Origin of the sequence: Faecalibacterium sp. 7, from assembly GCF_049562865.1 — a bacterium.
Taxonomy (GTDB): Bacteria; Bacillota; Clostridia; order Oscillospirales; family Ruminococcaceae; genus Faecalibacterium; species Faecalibacterium wellingii.
In genome coordinates, this window is sequence record NZ_CP186911.1 from 1,654,623 (window position 1) to 1,672,284 (window position 17,662).

Genomic DNA, 17,662 nt, shown 5'->3' on the forward strand with positions numbered 1-17,662 from the left:
AGGAGGAACAACTCATGGCAACTTTTGAATCTATGGATCGCCGTATGCCTAAAATCGAGGCATGCCTGAAGGCTAACGGCCTGGAGTCTCTGGACGCTTGCAACGAGATGCTCCTCGCTAAGGGCATCGACTGCGACAAGATCGTGCGCGGCGTTCAGCCCATCTGCTTTGATAACGCTGTCTGGGCATACACCCTGGGCACCGCTATTGCCGTCAAGCGCGGCCTGACCGATGCTGCCGAGTGCGCTGCTGCCATCGGCGAAGGTCTGGAAGCTTTCACTATCCCCGGTTCTGTCGCTGAGCAGCGTCAGGTCGGTCTGGGCCACGGCAATCTGGGCGCTCGTCTGCTGAGCGAGGACACCACCTGCTTCGCTTTCCTGGCAGGCCACGAGTCCTTTGCAGCTGCTGAGGGTGCCATCGGCATCGCCCGCACCGCAAACAAGGTCCGCAAGACCCCCCTGCGCGTCATCCTGAACGGCCTGGGCAAGGATGCAGCTTACATCATTTCCCGTATCAACGGCTTCACCTATGTTCAGACTGAGTACGATATCCCCACTCAGACCCTGACCGTCGTCAAGGAGATCCCCTTCTCCGAGGGCGAGCGCGCAGCCGTCAAGTGCTACGGTGCAAACGACGTTATGGAAGGCGTTGCCATCATGAAGAAGGAGGACGTTCAGTGCTCCATCACCGGCAACTCCACCAACCCCGTCCGCTTCCAGCATCTGGTTGCCGGCACCTACAAGAAGTGGGCCATCGAGAACGGCAAGAAGTACTTCTCTGTCGCTTCCGGCGGCGGCACGGGCCGTACCCTGCATCCCGATAACGTGGCTGCAGGCCCCGCAAGCTACGGCCTGACCGACTCTCTGGGTCGTGTGCACGGCGATGCTCAGTTTGCAGGTTCTTCTTCTGTGCCTGCACACGTTGAGATGATGGGCCTGATCGGCATGGGCAACAACCCGATGGTTGGTGCTACCGTTGCATGCGCTGTTGCTGCAGCTCAGGCTAACGCCTAAGTTTTTCCTAAGTTTCAGCGAGGGGAAACTGCTTTCCGAATGAGCAGTTTCCCCTTTTTTGCTGATAGATGTCCGAACACAAGCAACCCGAATATGAGAAGGAAAAAACAATGAAAAAGAATCAGATCCGCAAGAGCGTGGCTGCGCTGGCTATGGCGGCTGTTGTGGGCGTCAGCCTGCTGGGCTACGGCTGCGGCAGCAAGTCCGCTTCCACCGCAGGCGGCGTGTCCGGTGATTTCACCGGCACTGCCAAGGGCATGGGCGGCGACGTTACCGTTACCCTGACGCTGGAAGACGGCAAGATCACCGGCTGCACCGCTGAGGGCAAGGATGAGACCCCCGGCATCGGTACGCTGGCACTGGAGCAGCTGCCCGCTCAGATCGCTGAGACCGGCAGCATTGCCGTGGACGGCGTGTCCACCGCGACCATCACCTCCAACGCCATCAAGGAGGCAGCAGCCGCTGCCCTGACTGCCGCCGGCCTGAACGCCGACGACTATAAGATCGAGGTCAAGGCCGACGAGACCAAGGCTGAGGATTCCACCGTTGACGCTGACGTTGTCATCGTGGGTGCAGGCGGCGCGGGCATGACCGCCGCCATCACCGCTGCTGCCGAGGGCAAGAGCGTTGTGATCGTGGAGAGCCAGCCCATGGTGGGCGGCAACTCTGTGCGCGCTACCGGCGGCATGAACGCCGGCAAGACCGTGTATCAGGATGAGAACGAGTTCGGCGAGTCTGCCGGTGTCGAAAAGACCCTGAAGACCGCTGCTGAAAAGTACGCTGACAACGAGACCATCACCGCTCTGGCAAAGACCGTCTCCGAGCAGTGGGCAGAGTACCAGAAGAACCCCACCGGCTACTTCGACTCTGTTGAGCTGATGGAGCTGGATACCATGATCGGCGGCAAGGGCATCAACGACCCCGCTCTGGTGGAGACCCTGTGCGCCAACAGCGCTGACGCCATCGACTGGCTGGACGAGCACGGCATCACCCTGCACAGCGTTTCCAGCTTCGGCGGCGCATCCGTCAAGCGTATCCATCGTCCTGTGGACGCAGAGGGCAAGACCGTTTCTGTCGGTTCCTACATGATCCCCCTGCTGGAGGAGAACTGTGAGAAGGCTGGCGTTCAGATCCTGCTGAACACCACCGCCAACGAGATCCTGACCGATGCGAGCGGCGCTGCTGTGGGCATCAAGGCCACCGGTTCTACCGGCGAGACCGTCACTGTGAACGCCAAGGCTGTGGTGCTGACCACCGGCGGCTTCGGCGCAAATCTGGACATGGTTGTCGAGTACAAGCCTGAGCTGAAGGGCTTCATGACCACCAACGCTGCCGGCGCTCAGGGCCAGGGCATTGAGATGGCCACCGCCATCGGTGCCGGCACTGTGGATATGGACCAGGTCCAGATCCACCCCGCCGTTGAGGCCAACACCGCTGCCCTGATCACCGAGGGTCTGCGCGGCGACGGCGCTGTGCTGATCAACGCCGAGGGCAAGCGCTTCATCGACGAAGTGGGCACCCGTGACGTGGTCTCTGCTGCTGAGATCGCACAGACCGGCAGCTACAGCTGGCTGGTGGTCGATCAGGCCATGGTGGATGCTTCCAGCGTCATTCAGGGCTACATCAAGAAGGGCTATACCGTGACCGGCGAGACCTACGAGGAGCTGGGCAAGGCAATGGGCGTTGATGAGGCTGCGTTTGCCGAGACCATGAAGACCTGGAACGGCTATGTTGAGGCCAAGAACGACCCCGACTTTGGCCGCACCAGCTTTGCAAACAAGCTGGATACCGCTCCGTACTACGCCATCAAGGTCACCGCTGGCGTGCACCACACCATGGGCGGCCTGACCATCAACACCAACACTGAGGTGCTGAAGGCTGACGGTACCGTTATCCCCGGCCTGTTCGCAGCAGGTGAGGTGACTGGCGGCGTTCACGGCGCAAACCGTCTGGGCGGCAATGCTGTTGCAGACTTCACCGTGTTTGGCCGCATTGCAGGTAAGGCTGCCAGCGATTACGCTGCATGAGCAACCGCAAAACGGCTGAAACGGCTTCCAGTTCCAGAAAACGGAAGCCGTGGAGGAAGAACCTGATCTTTGCACTGGTGGTCCTTGTGCTGGCGGCAGCGCTGTATTTCGGCGTGCGCGCAGCCCACAGCGGCAAAGGCGGTGGTCTGCAGGCGGTCGTCGATTTCGGCGACGGCATCACCGAGACCCTGCCGCTGGATACGGATCACGATTACCTGTATGATGTGGGCGATTATGTCGTGCATTTGCAGGTGAAAGACGGTGCAGTCGCATTTTTGGACAGTCAGTGCCCGGACCATGTGTGCGAGCAATTCGGCTGGCTGGACAAGGATGGCGCATGGGCTGCCTGCATCCCTGCCGGGGTGTATGTGGTCGTAGAGGATACCGCAGAATAAAGATCATGCTCAAAAAGGGGCAGTGCTTCGGGAGACCGGGGCGCTGCCTCTTTTGCTTTGTACAGGATGCAGGAGGAAAAAGGGTGTGAAAGTTCCATAAAAGTTTGGCGCAAAACCTCAAAACAAAATTTAGACGCTTGTGTATTGGGCGAAAATGCGATAAACTAACAATGTCACCCTTTTGTACAGTGCGGAAGGGGAAAAGACAGAACGGACAGAAATTACAGGGCGCCCTGCATAAGGCAGAGGTGCTCTGAAAGATACAGGAGGAAACAGCAAGCATGATCTTTAAAAAGAAGCAGGATGCTGCGGCACAGCAGGCGGCTGCCGGTGAGGCAAGACCCGCAGGAAAAGACAAAGTGGCTGCATTTTTTCGCAAAAACTGGAAGTGGATGGTGCCGGTGGCGTGTGTGGCCGTGCTGGGCGGATGGTTCATCCTGCGTCCGGACAGGGCACAGGACGCCAATGTGGATGTGAATTATGTGCAGACCACGCCGGAAAAGCGGGATCTGTCCAACTCCCTCAGCGGCACCGGTACGCTGAACCCGGCCAATACATACAATGTCAAATCGCTGGTGGCAGGCAAGGTGCTCACCAGCACCATTGAGGAAGGCGACATTGTGGAGGAAGGCACTGTGCTGTACACGGTGGATGCCTCCGATGCCACCACCAAGGCCGAGCAGGCCTCCATCACCCTGCAGCAGGCACAGCGCAGCTACGATAAGACCGTGGACCGCCAGTATGTGCGTGCCGAGGTGGCAGGCGTTGTGGCTACATTGAAGGTGGCCAAGGGTGACGAAGTGACCAGCGGCCAGGAAGTGGCTGTCATCCGCGACAGCTCCAAGATGGTGCTGCATCTGGAGTTCCCTGCGGCAGACGCCGCCGCATTCTCGGTGGGCCAGAGCGCTGAGGTGACGCTGGACGGCACCTTTGAGACCCTGACCGGCACCGTGACCGCTGTGACCGGCACGGATACGCTGAGTACCGGCAACCTGCTCACCCGCACCGTGACCATCACCGTGCGCAATGCAGGCGGCCTGACCACGGCTCAGGCGGCAACGGCCACCATCAACGGTGTCAGCTGCATTGCAGCCAAATGCTTTGAATATCAGGCAGAGCGCACCCTGACCACCCTTGCAGCCGGTACGGTCACTGCCATCAATGTGCAGGAGGGCGGTGCCGTGAACAAGGACGACATCGTGCTGCAGATCAGCGGTGAGGACCTGACCGAAGCAATCCAGTCCGCTGCGGAGACCCTGCGCAGCGCAGAGCTGAACATGGATAACCTGCAGGAGGCCATGAACAACTACACCGTCACCTCGCCCATCAGCGGTACCATCATTGAGAAGAACGCCAAGGCAGGTGATGCACTGACCGCAGGTGCAGACCTGTGCACCATCTACGACCTGAGCTATCTGGTCATGGTCATCAATGTGGATGAGCTGCAGGTCAGCGATGTTTCGGTGGGCCAGAGCGTGCAGGTGACGGCAGATGCAGTGCCGGATAAGACCTACACCGGCACCGTGACCCGCGTTTCCATGAAGGGCTCTTCCAACGGCGGCACCACCACCTACCCGGTCACGGTGCGCATCGATGAGACCGAGGGCCTGCGCCCCGGTATGAATGCCAACGCGGAAATCGTGATCGCGGAGGCCAAAAACGCTCTGGCAGTGCCCAATGCGGCCATCGTGCGCGGCGGCTATGTGCTGGTGACCAAGGATTCGCCCAGCGCCGCCAATGCAGACCCCGATATGACCGCACCGGAAGGCTATGTGTACGTTCCGGTCAAAATCGGCGTGAGTGACGACGACTATACCCAGATCATCAGCGGCGTCACCGGCAACGACACCGTGGCCTATGATCCCAGCTCTGTGAGCACCGATTACTATTACGATGATGGCGGCTATGGCGATGCCATGGACAAAACTGAAGCTGACACAGAGAACGACACGGACACTGCAGACGGCAGCACAGCAGAGGAGCCGATGGAAGAATCTGCCGATGCGGGTGACACTGCAGACCCGGCAGATGCAAACGGCGTGATCATCACAGGCTGATACAGGAGGAATGCATGAGCGCTCTGATCGAGTTTGATGGGGTGTGCAAGTATTACCAGATGGGCGATACCACGGTAAAAGCAGCAGACCACATCACCATGAAAATCGAAAAAGGCGAGTTCGTAGCCATCGTCGGCCAGTCCGGCTCCGGCAAGTCCACCTGCATGAACATCATCGGCTGTCTGGACGTGCCGACCCATGGCACTTACCGGCTCAACGGCAGGGACGTGGGCAAGATGAGCCGCAACGAGCTGGCTGCGATCCGCAACGAAATGCTGGGCTTTATCTTCCAGCAGTATAATCTTTTGCCAAGGCTCAACCTGATGGAGAACGTAGAGGTGCCGCTGGTGTATGCGGGCATCGGCCGTACCGAGCGCCACGCCCGGGCCAAAGAGGTGCTGGAGCAGGTGGGCTTGGGTGATAAGCTCAGGAACCGCCCCAACCAGCTTTCCGGCGGCCAGCAGCAGCGTGTTTCCATTGCCCGGGCGCTGGTGCGGAACCCGGCGGTCATTCTGGCCGACGAGCCTACCGGCGCACTGGACAGCCACACCGGCCGCGAAGTGCTGGGGATGCTGCAGCAGATGCACGATGAGGGCCACACCGTGGTGCTCATCACCCATGACAATTCCATTGCGGTGCAGGCAGACCGCATCATCCGTCTGGAAGACGGGCGGGTGGTCTACGATGGCGACTCCCATGCGCCGGAGGCCATCGTGCAGCCCACACTGCTGCCGGATGAGGAGGAAAAAGCATGATCATTGAGACCTTCCGTCAGGCCATCCAGAACGTGTGGAGCAATAAGCTGCGCACCTTTCTTACCATGCTGGGCATCATCATCGGTGTCATGGCAGTCATCGTTATCGTGGGTCTGGGCAACGGCATGACCAAGAGCATGCGTGACAGCTTTTCGGCACTGGGCACCAACACCCTTTCGGTGCAGGTGTGGGGCAACGGCTCCCGTACCGTTCCGGTGGAGGAAATGTACAAGCTGCCCACGAAGTACCCGGAGCTGATCCAGTCCATCTCGCCGCAGATCGATTTCAGCGGCAGCGGCACGCTGAAGATCGGCACCAACAGCTACCGCTGGTCCACCATCAGCGGCGTGGACGAGAACTATTCCGCTATGAAGAACTACCAGATCGCGCAGGGACGCGGTCTGCAGTACATGGACATCAAGGGCAACAAGCAGGTGTGCGTCATCGGCGATTATCTGAACCGCGTGGCCTTTGGCGGCAACGGCCTGGGCCAGACGCTCAAGATCGGAGCCAACAAGTTCCGCATTGTGGGTGTGCTGGCGGCAAAGGTGAGCGACCCGGACATGCAGCAGGGCAGCGATGACGACTGCGTTTACCTGCCCTATACCACGGCCATGCGCCTGTCCAGCCAGAGTATGGTGAGCAACTATGCCGCGGTCATGGAGGATGAGAGCCGCGCCAACGAAGCCAAGTCTGCGGTGGAAAGCGAACTGCAGCATCAGCTTGGCTCGGATAACGGCTACTACGTCTACAGCGCCAGCGAGTGGCTGGAGGAAATGAACAAGATGATCAACATGGTCATCGTGATCCTGACCGGCATCGCCAGTATTTCGCTGCTGGTGGGCGGCATCGGCATCATGAACATCATGCTGGTGTCGGTGACTGAGCGCACCCGCGAGATCGGCATCCGCAAGGCACTGGGCGCCAAGGAGCGCACCATTCTGTCGCAGTTCGTGGTGGAAGCCGCCACCACCTCGGCGCTGGGCGGCGTACTGGGCATTGCACTGGGCTACATCGTATCCATGGCGGCGAACCGACTGCTGCCCATGTTCACCAGCGGCACCACGGTCACGGTCAGTCCGTCCTTCAACTCCGTCGCGGTGGCCTTCGGCATTTCGGTGGGCATCGGCGTGCTGTTCGGCTATCTGCCGGCAAAGCGTGCGGCCCGTCTCAATCCCATCGAGGCTCTGCGCTATGATTAAAAAGCCGTTTTCGTCCGCATGGCATACGCCGCATCGACCCGGCGCACCCTGCTTGTGGAAAACTGCTTTTAAGCTCCTCTCAGCCGGCTTTGCGCCGGACTGCTTACGGCAGCTGCTTCAGAGCAGCAGCCAAACATCAAGGAAGGGGAATACACCTATGAAAAAACGTCTTCTCGCATGTCTGCTTGCAGCATGCATGGCTGTGTCCATGCTGGTGCTGCCGGCATCGGCGGCCAGCCTGAACAACTCGGCCATCCAGACGGCCATCACGCTGGGCGCTATGGATACCAGCCAGACCGGCAGTCTGGATGCTGCCGTCACCCGCGGTGCATTTGCCAGGATGCTGGTCTCCTTTTCGGCCTACCGCGAAAGCGCAGCCCAGCAGGGCAACATCGGCACCCTGTATAAGGATGTGCCCGGCACCTCCCAGTGGGCACCTTATGTGCGCATTGCGGTGCAGCAGGGCTGGATGAACGGCTACACCGACGGCACCTTCCGTCCGGACAACGCAGTTACGCTGGAAGAGGCCTGCACGGCAGCGCTCAAGCTGCTGGGCTATAAAATGACCGAACTGAATGGCGTGTTCCCGATGGCGCAGCTGACCAAAGCACAGGAATTGGGTCTGCGCAACCAGCTGAACCGCAATCAGGGCGAGACCATGAACTATGGGGATTGTGCTCTGCTGCTGTATAACACCCTCACGGCAAACACAGCCGCCGGCGGCGCCTATGGCACCAGTCTGGGCTTTACGGTGGCGAACGGTCAGGTGGATACCTCTACCGTGATGCTCAAGAGCCTGAAGGGCCCCTTTGTGGCAGCGGAAGGCACCCAGCTGCCGTTTGCACCGGTCAGTGTTTACCGCAACGATAAAGTTTCGGCTTCTGCCGAGCTGAACCGTTACGATGTGTATTATTACAGCGAAAGTCTGCAGACTGTATGGATCTACACCCGCAAAGCAGCAGGCCGCATCACAGCCGTTTCGCCCAGCGCCAGCGCACCCACGGCCGTTACCGTGGCAGGCGTCAGCTATCAGCTGGGCAGCACGGCAGTTGCCTCCAAGGTGTCCAGCCTGAACGGCGGCGGTGTGGGCGAAGTGGTCACCCTGCTGCTGGGCATGAACAACGAAGCAGCAGACGTGATCACCGGTGCAGAAGCCGATGAGGTGTTCTACGGCGTGGTACAGGGCGCAGCCCGCAGCCTTGTGGAAGACAACGGCGCGGATGTGCTGCAGCGCGTGTCGGTCATGTGCACCGACGGCATTCAGCGCACTGTGAATGTGGACAAAAGCCTGAACTATCCCACGGGCTGGCTGGTGGAGATCCGCGTAACGCCGGAAGGCGAGTCCGTGAGCGGCATCGAGAACAAGGTCGTTACCGGCAAGGTCAGTGCGGATGCGGCAACGCTGGGCAAGTACACTCTGGCAGACGATGTGCAGATTCTGGATACGACTTCGGAGGGTGTGGCTGGGACGATTCGTCCCAGCCGCCTAGCGGGGACAGACCTGAATCTTCTGAATGTCCGCTATTATACGCTGAATGAGAAAGGCGAGATCGACCGCCTGATCCTGAACGATGTCACCGGCGACCTGTGGACCTATGGCGTGCTGGACGATATCAAAAATGTTTCGGTCAATTCTTCCGAGCTGAAAACGCTGGCCACCATCCTTTCGACCGGTTCCAGCACCAGCACGGATACGCAGGATAAGATCGTGGGCGACCTGAAGGGTGTTCTGGTGCCCACCACCAGCGAGGTGCTGTGGGGCGTGATCAACGGCGACATCCTCTCCACCGTCTGGCAGAAGATTACGGCCAACACGGACAGCCTGCTCAGTCTGGGTCTGCGGCAGGTGGGCACCCTTGTAGGGGAACCCTATGCGTCAATCTTCCGTTACATTGGCGGCGGCGCCACCTATGTGTGCTATGTCAATGGTTCGCAGGTGGCGTTCACCACCAACGTCAAATATCCGGTGCTGGTGGGCGGTGTTGCAGCCCGCAAGGAGACCACCGGCAGCGTAAAGACGATGGTCCAGCTGATGCCCATGAAGATCGATCAGGTGGGCGCAGCATCGGTCATGAGCAACGGAAAACGGTTTGAGATGGCGGACGATGCACAGGTCTACCTGTGGTATAAGGGCCAGTATTACGCGACCAAGCTGACCGAAGTGAACTCGGACGAGTACCATCTTACCGGCTGGTACGATAACTTTGGCTGTGCTGCGGGCAAGCGTGTGCGTGTCATCGTAGCTGTCAAGAAGGACTGATGGATTACTACAGCGTTCCGTGCCGCCTGCTGCGTGGGGCAAGACAGCTGGTGTATCCACGCCGCTGCCCGTTCTGCGATCAGGTGCTGGGCAGTGTGCCCACATGCCCGGACTGTGCCGCAGAACTGGAAGAACTGCGCAGGAAGCCGGGCATGCGGCTGGATGCTTCCCAGCATTATCTGGGCAGGCTGGCCGGTGCGGCGGCGCCCTTCCGGTATGAGGGCTGTGTACGGCGGGGCGTTTTGCACACCAAATATCATGCCGCACCGTGGGCAGCAGTGGAAATGGGCGTCTGGCTGGCAAAGCTGGCCTTTGGCAGTGAGGTGCGAATGTCGGGTGCAGAGCTGCTGCCGGAACTGGTGGAGGGCATGTCCCTTGGATATGACTGCATCGTTCCTGTGTCGGCATCCGGCACAGCCCGCGGCTACAATGTGCCGCAGCTCATGGCTTTGCCGCTGACACGGGCATTGGGCGTTCCGCTGTACCCGGAGGCACTGGGCCGCGCCCGTGCAAAGCAGCATCAGGCGGGCCTGCCGTTTGAGCAGCGCATGGCCAATGTGGCGGGCGCGTTCCGCGTGACAGATCCGGACAGGATCGAAGGCCGGAAGGTGCTGCTGGTGGACGATGTGATCACCACCGGTGCTACGGCTGCGGCCTGTGCGCAGGCCCTGCTGGCGGCAGGTGCAGAAAGCGTGTTTGCAATTGCACTTGCCACCGTTGAATTTGAAGCGTTCCCCGCAAAAGATCAGCCGCTGCAGGAAAATAAACCGGATTTTTGAAAAAATCTGGCCGAAAAAGCTTGACAAAACACCCTGAATCAAGTATACTGATTGAGCTGTGAGCGATAACCGCTTACAGATATCCGGGTGTAGCGCAGTTTTGGTAGCGCGCTTGAATGGGGTTCAAGAGGCCGTGAGTTCGATTCTCGCCACTCGGACCAAACAAAAATAATCCGAACTTGTTTCCGATAGGAGATGGGTTCGGATTATTTGTTTTCTTCGGAAAATTAGCGTTTGCGAAGCAATGAAAGCCCCAGTGGGGCTTTTAAGCGACGGAACGGTCTGTGTTAGCAGATGGAGGGGCTTTGCCCCGACAAGTTCCATGCAGGTGTCCGTGGAAGATAAAATCCAAAATCATGGATTGACCGACATAAGCCACACATGATTTCAGGAGGACACGAACATGAAGTACGATGAAAGCGTTTGCAAGTTCAACATGGACACCGGCTGCGTGGAGCTGCTGTTCCGGGATGGGAGAAAAATCTCCATTGACTGCACCGGGGTCGAGGATGCGCTGGATGTGACCATGGCGCAGAGGTCGGAGTTAGACTATCTCGTCTATAATGACCCGCTTGGCTATGCCGATTTGATTCTGAACGGTGACCCGAAGGAATATTTGAAGAAAGTGGCCGGGAGCCATGGGTTAGAAGATTAAGAGAAATGCCGTTCCAAAAGCAACTGGAACGGCATTTCTTATCTTTCGATATTCGGCATCTTCTGTCCCCGAAGCTCCTGCCGGATGGCACGGAACGGATCAGGTACATCCGCATCGGTCATCGCACCGGGGACATGCCGGGAGAAAGAGTATGCCCAACGTATGCGGCATTCATGTCACAACGTAAAGCAAAAAGCTCTAGGCTTAACCCCTCTTCTTTGCGGATCTTTTTGATCCTTTCTCCAACAAGGGATGCTAGTTCGGCTGGTTCAGATCCAGACTGATCTTTCGCTTTTTTCACAGAGAACACCTCATTTGCGGGCAATCATCAGATGCCACGGAACGTAAAGGTGAACTCCACAGGCTTGGTCACATCAGGAATATACTCCGGGTGGACATTGGCACCCCAGCTGTCATCGCCGCCAACGCCCATCTGCTCGCCCATAGCACGGATGACCGTGTAATGCACCGGGGGCAGCTCGTAGGGATGCTTGGCACTCTCCATTTCATGGGGAGTGTAGGGCAGCGCAGAGAAGAACATGGGCTTTGCGGCATCTGCGGTAAACAGCAGCCCGCGACCCTTGCGGTCCACTACCTTTGCCCAGCGCACAGCGGTCTTTGCACCGCACTCCTGCGGCACAAGGTACTGCGCCATGTTGTCTGCGACCTTGTTCTGGTAAATGCCCAGCTTTGCACCATGCTGACGATCCCAGTAGGTCTCCGCAGGGCCGTTTCCGTACCACTCCACCGTGTCGTAGTCAGCGTCGATCTTGAACAGTACGCCGAACTCCGGCATTGCTGCAAGTCCTTCCACCGGGTCATAGTGCAGGGTAGTCTGGATGCGGCCATCACCGAACACACGGTACTGCAGGCTGCACTCTGCTGCGGGGCTGGTCTGAAGGTTATAGAGATAGGTCACGACCACGCTGTCGGCTTCCACCTCACAGGTGGGGTTCTGGAGGATGGTGCCGCCATGAACAGACGGAATCTCCTTGCCGATGCCCTTGGCGGTAGCATACAGACTTGCCAGCTTCCACTGACCGCGAACGCCGCCCATGTTGTTGCCGCAGTCGTTGTCGGTGGGGGCGCGCCAGAAGTTGGGGCGGGGAATCTCCTGAATCATCTCCTTGCCGGCATAGCGGTAGGAAGTCAGGCCGCCATTCAGGTCGGAGAACAAAACATCGAAATTCTCACCACGGACACCGATGTTGTGTGTACCGTGCGTAACGGTAAACGGCGTGACCTTCTTGCTGGGAATGGAACGAACCACAGCGATCACACCCTGTCCAAAGGCGACTTCATGACCCTTCTTTGCCCAGCTGGTGTCCTCCTTCAAACGGAAGCTGATGGTCACTGCATATTCACCGGGGAGCGCAGGAACCATAAACGGCAGCGGGAAGCTGGAACGCTCTTCGGGAGCAACATCAATATTGGCTAGTTCCTGCTGCTGATACAGCTTTCCATCACGGTGCAGCAGTGCAACGCAGTCGAAGGCATCCGTAGAGGTGAACAGGTTCTTGTTCCAGACTTCAAAGCCAGAGTTGTCGATGGAAATGGCGATGTTCTGATAGCAGAACTTGACCTCCTGCATCTTGGGAGAAGGAGCACGATCACCACCGTAGGCAATGCCGTTCCCGCTGAAATTATAGTCGGTAGGACGCTCACCGAAGTCGCCGCCGTAGGCTTGGAACCACTTGCCGTAGCGGTCTTTTTTCCAGATGGACTGGTCGATGTAATCCCAGATAAAGCCGCCCTGATAGCCGCAGTCCTTCTGGTCGGCAAGTTCAGTGTACTTGTGCAAAGCACCGTTGGAGTTGCCCATAGCATGAGAATATTCGCACTCGATATAAGGCCGCTTATCGCCCTGTGCCAGATACTCTTTAATGTCCTTGACCGTGCTGTACATATGGCTCTCGATATCGGTGGTTTCGAGGAAGCGGGGATCATTGACCACACCTTCGTAATGCACCAGACGGGTGTCATCAAAGCGGCGGACCATCTCTGCCATCTGGAGCAGGGTCTCACCACCAAACGATTCGTTGCCCAGAGACCAGATCAGAACAGCAGGATGGTTTTTGTCACGCTGGTAAGTGGAATTCATGCGGTCAAACAAGACAGCTTTCCACTCCGGCTTATCATTGGGCAAAACGCCCTCGATGCCGCGAATGCCCGCCTGATGGATGTCCCATGTGCCATGGGATTCCAGATTGTTCTCTGCGATCAGATACAGACCATACTCGTCGCACAGGTCGTACAGTGCATCCTGATTCTGGTAATGGCTGGTACGGATGGCATTGATGTTGTTCTGCTTCATGGTGATGATGTCCCGAAGCAGTTCCTCATGGGTGTGTACGCCCACAGCACGACCCGTAATAGAGCTGAAATCATGACGGTTGGCACCCTTGAACACGATGCGCTTGCCGTTGAGCAGCATCCGATTGTTCTTCAGCTCGAACTTGCGGAAACCGATTTTCTGCCCGGTCACCTCTACCAGATGGCCTGCATCGTCCAGCAGCTCAATTTCCAGTTCATACAGAGCCGGGTCCTCTGCACTCCACAGGTGGGGGTTCTCCACCGCATGGCTGAATAGCGCAGAGCCGCCGTTCAGTGCGATTTTTTCGGAGAACACTTCCAGCTCACTGCGGCGCAGGGTCAGACGGGCTGCGCCCTTGCCCTCCACCTGCAGTGCAACTTCCAGCGTGGAATGAGTAAAATCATCCCCGGCAAACAGCGTTTTGACGGATATATCTTCCAGATGCACGGTGGGGATGGCGTACAGCCACACGCTGCGGAAGATGCCGGAGAAGCGGAAGAAGTCCTGATCTTCGCACCAGCTGGAGGAAGTCCACTTGAACACCTGCACAGCAAGTTTGTTCACGCCCGGCTGGAGATAGGGAGTCAGATCGAATGCGTGTGCGGAGAAGCTGTCCTCGGTGTAACCCACATAAGACCCGTTCAGCCAAAGAGCCATGCCGCTTTCCACACCCTCGAACTCGATGTGGACGGGCTTGCCCTGCATGGATTCCGGCAGATCGAAGTATTTTACATAGCTTGCCACCGGATTGAACCGCTGCGGGATCTCGCCCGGCTGTACTTCTTCACGGCCATCCCACGGATACTGAATATTCGCATACTGGGGAATGTCGTAGCCCTCCATCTGGATGTGTGCCGGAACATGAATGTCATCCCAGCCGCTGCAATCGTAATCCGTCTTTTCAAAGCCGGGGATGGCACTGGTGTAGTTCTTTGCGTAGGCGAATTTCCAGATACCGTCCAGCTTCAGCGCCAAAGAAGAGGAGCCTGTCCGATATTCTTCGCGGGAAGCGTAAGTACGGAAACTTGCATGAGCATTCAGCACGTTTTCCTTGAAAAAGGTGGGGTCTTTTACTTTTGCAAAATCAAATGCAGCCATAGTATTTCCTCATTTACCTTTTATAATTTTATAATATTTCTCCAGCCTCCCCGGAGGAATCGCTGGATTCCTCCGGGGAACAGCAGATGAAGGAGAAATGATAATGGCTTGTTGTCAGACTGCTGCACGCAGTTTTTCATTTGCTTCTTCGACCTTCATACGAGAGAGAATGAAGGTGATGATGGCATCCAGAGCAAACGGAATCACCAGATACATGATCTTCAGCATATTGATGCAGGAATCCGGCTGAACGGTCAGAGCGCTGTCAAAATGGCTTGCAGCCAGCAGCCAGCCGGTGATGGCAGTACCCAGACCGCCGCCCAGCTTCACACCGAGAGAAGTGCAGGAGTACATCGTGCCATCCACGCGCTTATGCTTCGTCAGCCAAGTATATTCAGAGCAAGCAGCAATCGCAGCGTTCATATCGCCCTGCCAAGGACCCTGACCAAGTGCTGCGATTGCAGTAAAGAGCAGCATCAAGGTCACATTGCCGCTGCCCATGTAACCAGCTACAGCAACCAGTGCACGAGAAATCGTTGCCAGAGTATAGCTCATTACATTCAGCTTATACATTCCATTCCACTTTGCAACCAAGGTCGGGGTGAACACCAGTGCGATGATCAGAGGAATGTTGATTGCCCAAGAGAATACACCGAACAGATTCTGGTTGCCAAGGATGTAGGTTGCATAGTAGGTGCCCATGCTGATCATGGCACCGTAGATCTGCTGCAAAATGTAGGTGACGCAAATCATCATATAATATTTGTTACCAGCAAGCAGCTTTGCAGCCTGAACCAGATTGTACCTTTCGTCCTGCTCGATTTCCTTTTTGTCGGTGGTATCCTCCAATTCGCCTTCCGGCAGTTCCTTCACGGAGAAAACGGAGAGGGTGTTGACAAGCAGACCGATGATGGCGTAGATGATTGCAACAGTGCGCCAACCGGCAGCACCACCGCCCAATGCCGTAACAGCACCCAGCGTGATGGACTGGATGAGCAGGCTGGTGGCAAAGGCGAACATGAAACGCCAAGAACCCATCTCGACCTGTTCGGCACTGTTCTTCGTGATGAGAGCAGTCAGTGCAGAGTAGGCAATGTTGTTGGCAGTGTAGAATACAGCGTTCAGCAGAGTATATGCGATCAGGAACCATGCGTACTGTGCAAACTGTCCCAGATTGGTCGGAATGGCGAAAATTGCCACCAGCGTAATGGCACAGCCAATGTAGCCGTACAGCATCCAAGGACGGGCTTTGCCCATCTTAGAATGCGTTTTGTCAATCAAGGAACCAAAGAAAATGTCCGTCACACCGTCCAGCAGTTTGGAAACTGCAATCAGAGTGCCGACAATACCGGGGTTCAGGCCAACGGTGTTGGTCAGATAGATCATGACGAAGGAGGACAGGAATGCATACACCACGTTGCCTGCAATATCGCCTGAACCATAGCCGACTTTATTATACCACTTTAGATAACGTTTCTCAGTCATTGTGCTTTCTCCCATCTTGCTTGTTTTGTGTGGGCGCGACCAATCTGCTGCGCACTTCAGACTGGAATTCTCATTACGCAAGTTGCCCAAATCTCTTGTGTTTCGTCTGAAAATATTATAGAATCTAATGGAACGAAAAGATATAGACAAGATGGAACAAAATATGCACAAAATCAAAGTGTTTGTAATTTTTTGATAGAACATTTCTCAAATCACTGTAAAATCTCTGAAGATGAGGAGGACGCAGGGATGTATTTCAACTCAGGATATTTGAACAACTCCCGTTTGGATTTCAAAGACTACTCAAAGCCGCTGGTCGTAGGCAGCTGCGGCACTTATCGCTTGAAAAAACGCCCTAAGCTACCTACTTTTTGGGCAAAGGGTCGCAGAGACTATCAAATCCTCTATGTGGCATCTGGTAAAGCACACTTCTGGTTCGATGGTGTTGAGGAAGTGGTGACTTCTGGACACATGGTGCTTTATCAGCCGAAAGAAATCCAGAAGTATGTCTACTATGTAGAAGATCATCCAGAGGTGTTCTGGATTCACTTTACAGGATACGATGTCAAAAACATCCTGAACTATCACGGAATACCATTGGACAAGCACGTTTTTTACAGCGGCACACTGCCGGATTACAAAATGCTGTTCCGAAAGATCATCCGGGAACTGCAACAATGTGAATATGGCTATGAAGACTATATTGCTTCACTCTTCAACATCATTCTGCTTTTAGTAAGCAGGCAACAGCAGGAAAGCGAGAAAACAACTACAAGCATCCCGGAAGAAATCGAAGCCGCCGTTGCCTACTTTAACGAGAATTATAATACAAAGGTCAGTGTGGACGATTACGCAGAATCGCTGCATATCAGTACGAACTGGTTTATCCGTAATTTTAAGCAGTACATGAAAATAAGCCCTGCACAATACATCCTGTCCCTTCGGATGGTAAATGCACAAAGCTTATTGGAGAGCACCGAATACAATATTGGAGAAATTGCAGAGATCGTAGGGTATGATAACCCACTCTATTTTAGCCGGGTATTCAAGAAAGAGTATGGTGTCAGTCCGGCACAGTACCGAAAGAATCTGGAAGAATCTACTGAAAAATGAGAAAGATTCCTTATAAATAAGGAGAGTAGAACCATGCCGATAAAAATGCGATCCACAGCCAACAAGTCTACGACCCAACGGATGAATCCATCATGGCAGAGCAGGAACTTTGCATGGAGCGGCTGTATGCTTATAATCATACCCGCCCTTCCGAACACGCAAAACGGGAGCAGCTTTTGAAAGAAATGCTTGCAGAGTGCGGCGCAGGCTGCTGGATCGAGCCGCCGTTTCACGCCAACTGGGGCGGAAAGCACGTTCACATGGGCGATTATGTCTATGCCAACTTCGGGTTGGCCTCATTTGGTTTTGACCACAATTCTGACCACAATGCCAACGATTTTATCTGGTCGATCGCAGGCACGCCTGCTTTGATCGAATGCCTGCGACGACTGGCATAAAGGATCCGGAAGGACTACCGGGATCGTCTGGGGAAATCAGAGAAACCTGGTAGACTTGCGCTGAAAAAATTTTTCCCGCATCCTTTTTACGGGCTGATTTTTTTGTCGAAA

At 56.2% G+C, this 17,662-nt stretch carries 14 protein-coding genes and 1 tRNA gene; 12 read left to right on the forward strand and 3 right to left on the reverse strand.

The window, feature by feature from the left end:
• Positions 1–14 precede the first annotated feature (14 nt).
• The 10 genes from ACKXF7_RS08100 (at position 15) to ACKXF7_RS08145 (ending at position 11,143) form a co-directional block, all read left to right on the forward strand.
• Positions 15–1,013, forward strand: coding sequence for a GGGtGRT protein (locus tag ACKXF7_RS08100; RefSeq protein ID WP_005935035.1), 999 nt, complete (start codon positions 15–17; stop codon positions 1,011–1,013).
• A 110-nt stretch (positions 1,014–1,123) separates the two neighbouring features.
• Entirely contained in the window at positions 1,124–3,040 is a 1,917-nt protein-coding gene (locus ACKXF7_RS08105) for a flavocytochrome c (protein ID WP_423741022.1), read from the forward strand.
• On the forward strand, positions 3,037–3,435 hold the full coding sequence (locus ACKXF7_RS08110) for a NusG domain II-containing protein (protein WP_423741023.1): 399 nt from the start codon (positions 3,037–3,039) through the stop codon (positions 3,433–3,435). The genes ACKXF7_RS08105 and ACKXF7_RS08110 overlap by 4 nt, the downstream gene beginning before the upstream one ends.
• Positions 3,436–3,716: 281 nt before the next feature.
• Positions 3,717–5,492 (forward strand): HlyD family efflux transporter periplasmic adaptor subunit, encoded by a 1,776-nt coding sequence (locus ACKXF7_RS08115; protein ID WP_339395885.1) that lies wholly within the window; start codon positions 3,717–3,719, stop codon positions 5,490–5,492.
• A 14-nt stretch (positions 5,493–5,506) separates the two neighbouring features.
• The gene (locus ACKXF7_RS08120) at positions 5,507–6,247 is read left to right on the forward strand and encodes an ABC transporter ATP-binding protein (RefSeq protein WP_423741024.1); all 741 of its coding nucleotides are present in this window, start codon (positions 5,507–5,509) and stop codon (positions 6,245–6,247) included.
• A complete protein-coding gene (locus ACKXF7_RS08125) occupies positions 6,244–7,449 on the forward strand; it encodes an ABC transporter permease (RefSeq protein ID WP_423741025.1) in 1,206 nt (401 codons plus the stop codon). Before ACKXF7_RS08120 ends, ACKXF7_RS08125 begins: the two co-directional genes overlap by 4 nt.
• Positions 7,450–7,606: 157 nt before the next feature.
• Positions 7,607–9,709, forward strand: coding sequence for an S-layer homology domain-containing protein (locus tag ACKXF7_RS08130; RefSeq protein WP_423741026.1), 2,103 nt, complete (start codon positions 7,607–7,609; stop codon positions 9,707–9,709).
• Complete coding sequence (locus tag ACKXF7_RS08135) at positions 9,709–10,488, forward strand: ComF family protein (protein WP_423741027.1); 780 nt, start codon at positions 9,709–9,711, stop codon at positions 10,486–10,488. The genes ACKXF7_RS08130 and ACKXF7_RS08135 overlap by 1 nt, the downstream gene beginning before the upstream one ends.
• Before the next feature lie 83 nt (positions 10,489–10,571).
• Positions 10,572–10,649, forward strand: a tRNA-Pro gene (locus ACKXF7_RS08140).
• Between the two features lie 242 nt (positions 10,650–10,891).
• Positions 10,892–11,143: a DUF6061 family protein gene (locus ACKXF7_RS08145; protein WP_423741028.1), complete on the forward strand. Its 252-nt coding sequence runs from the start codon at positions 10,892–10,894 to the stop codon at positions 11,141–11,143.
• Positions 11,144–11,261: 118 nt separating this feature from the next.
• Here the strand turns inward: ACKXF7_RS08145 and ACKXF7_RS08150 are convergent, their stop codons facing one another.
• The 3 genes from ACKXF7_RS08150 to ACKXF7_RS08160 all read right to left on the reverse strand — a co-directional run bounded on the left by ACKXF7_RS08150 (position 11,262) and on the right by ACKXF7_RS08160 (position 16,040).
• On the reverse strand, positions 11,262–11,444 hold the full coding sequence (locus ACKXF7_RS08150) for a hypothetical protein (protein ID WP_423741029.1): 183 nt from the start codon (positions 11,442–11,444) through the stop codon (positions 11,262–11,264).
• Positions 11,445–11,471: 27 nt separating this feature from the next.
• Positions 11,472–14,555 (reverse strand): glycoside hydrolase family 2 TIM barrel-domain containing protein, encoded by a 3,084-nt coding sequence (locus ACKXF7_RS08155; RefSeq protein ID WP_423741030.1) that lies wholly within the window; start codon positions 14,553–14,555, stop codon positions 11,472–11,474.
• 114 nt (positions 14,556–14,669) lie between these two features.
• Positions 14,670–16,040: an MFS transporter gene (locus ACKXF7_RS08160; protein ID WP_423741031.1), complete on the reverse strand. Its 1,371-nt coding sequence runs from the start codon at positions 16,038–16,040 to the stop codon at positions 14,670–14,672.
• A gap of 249 nt (positions 16,041–16,289) precedes the next feature.
• Here ACKXF7_RS08160 and ACKXF7_RS08165 point away from each other — a divergent pair, with 249 nt between their 5' ends.
• Positions 16,290–17,153 carry a helix-turn-helix domain-containing protein gene (locus ACKXF7_RS08165; RefSeq protein WP_339395892.1) on the forward strand — a complete coding sequence of 288 codons (864 nt, stop codon included), beginning with the start codon at positions 16,290–16,292 and terminating at the stop codon, positions 17,151–17,153.
• Positions 17,154–17,203: 50 nt separating this feature from the next.
• Positions 17,204–17,551: a maltose acetyltransferase domain-containing protein gene (locus ACKXF7_RS08170; RefSeq protein WP_423742622.1), complete on the forward strand. Its 348-nt coding sequence runs from the start codon at positions 17,204–17,206 to the stop codon at positions 17,549–17,551.
• The last annotated feature ends 111 nt before the right edge of the window (positions 17,552–17,662 follow it).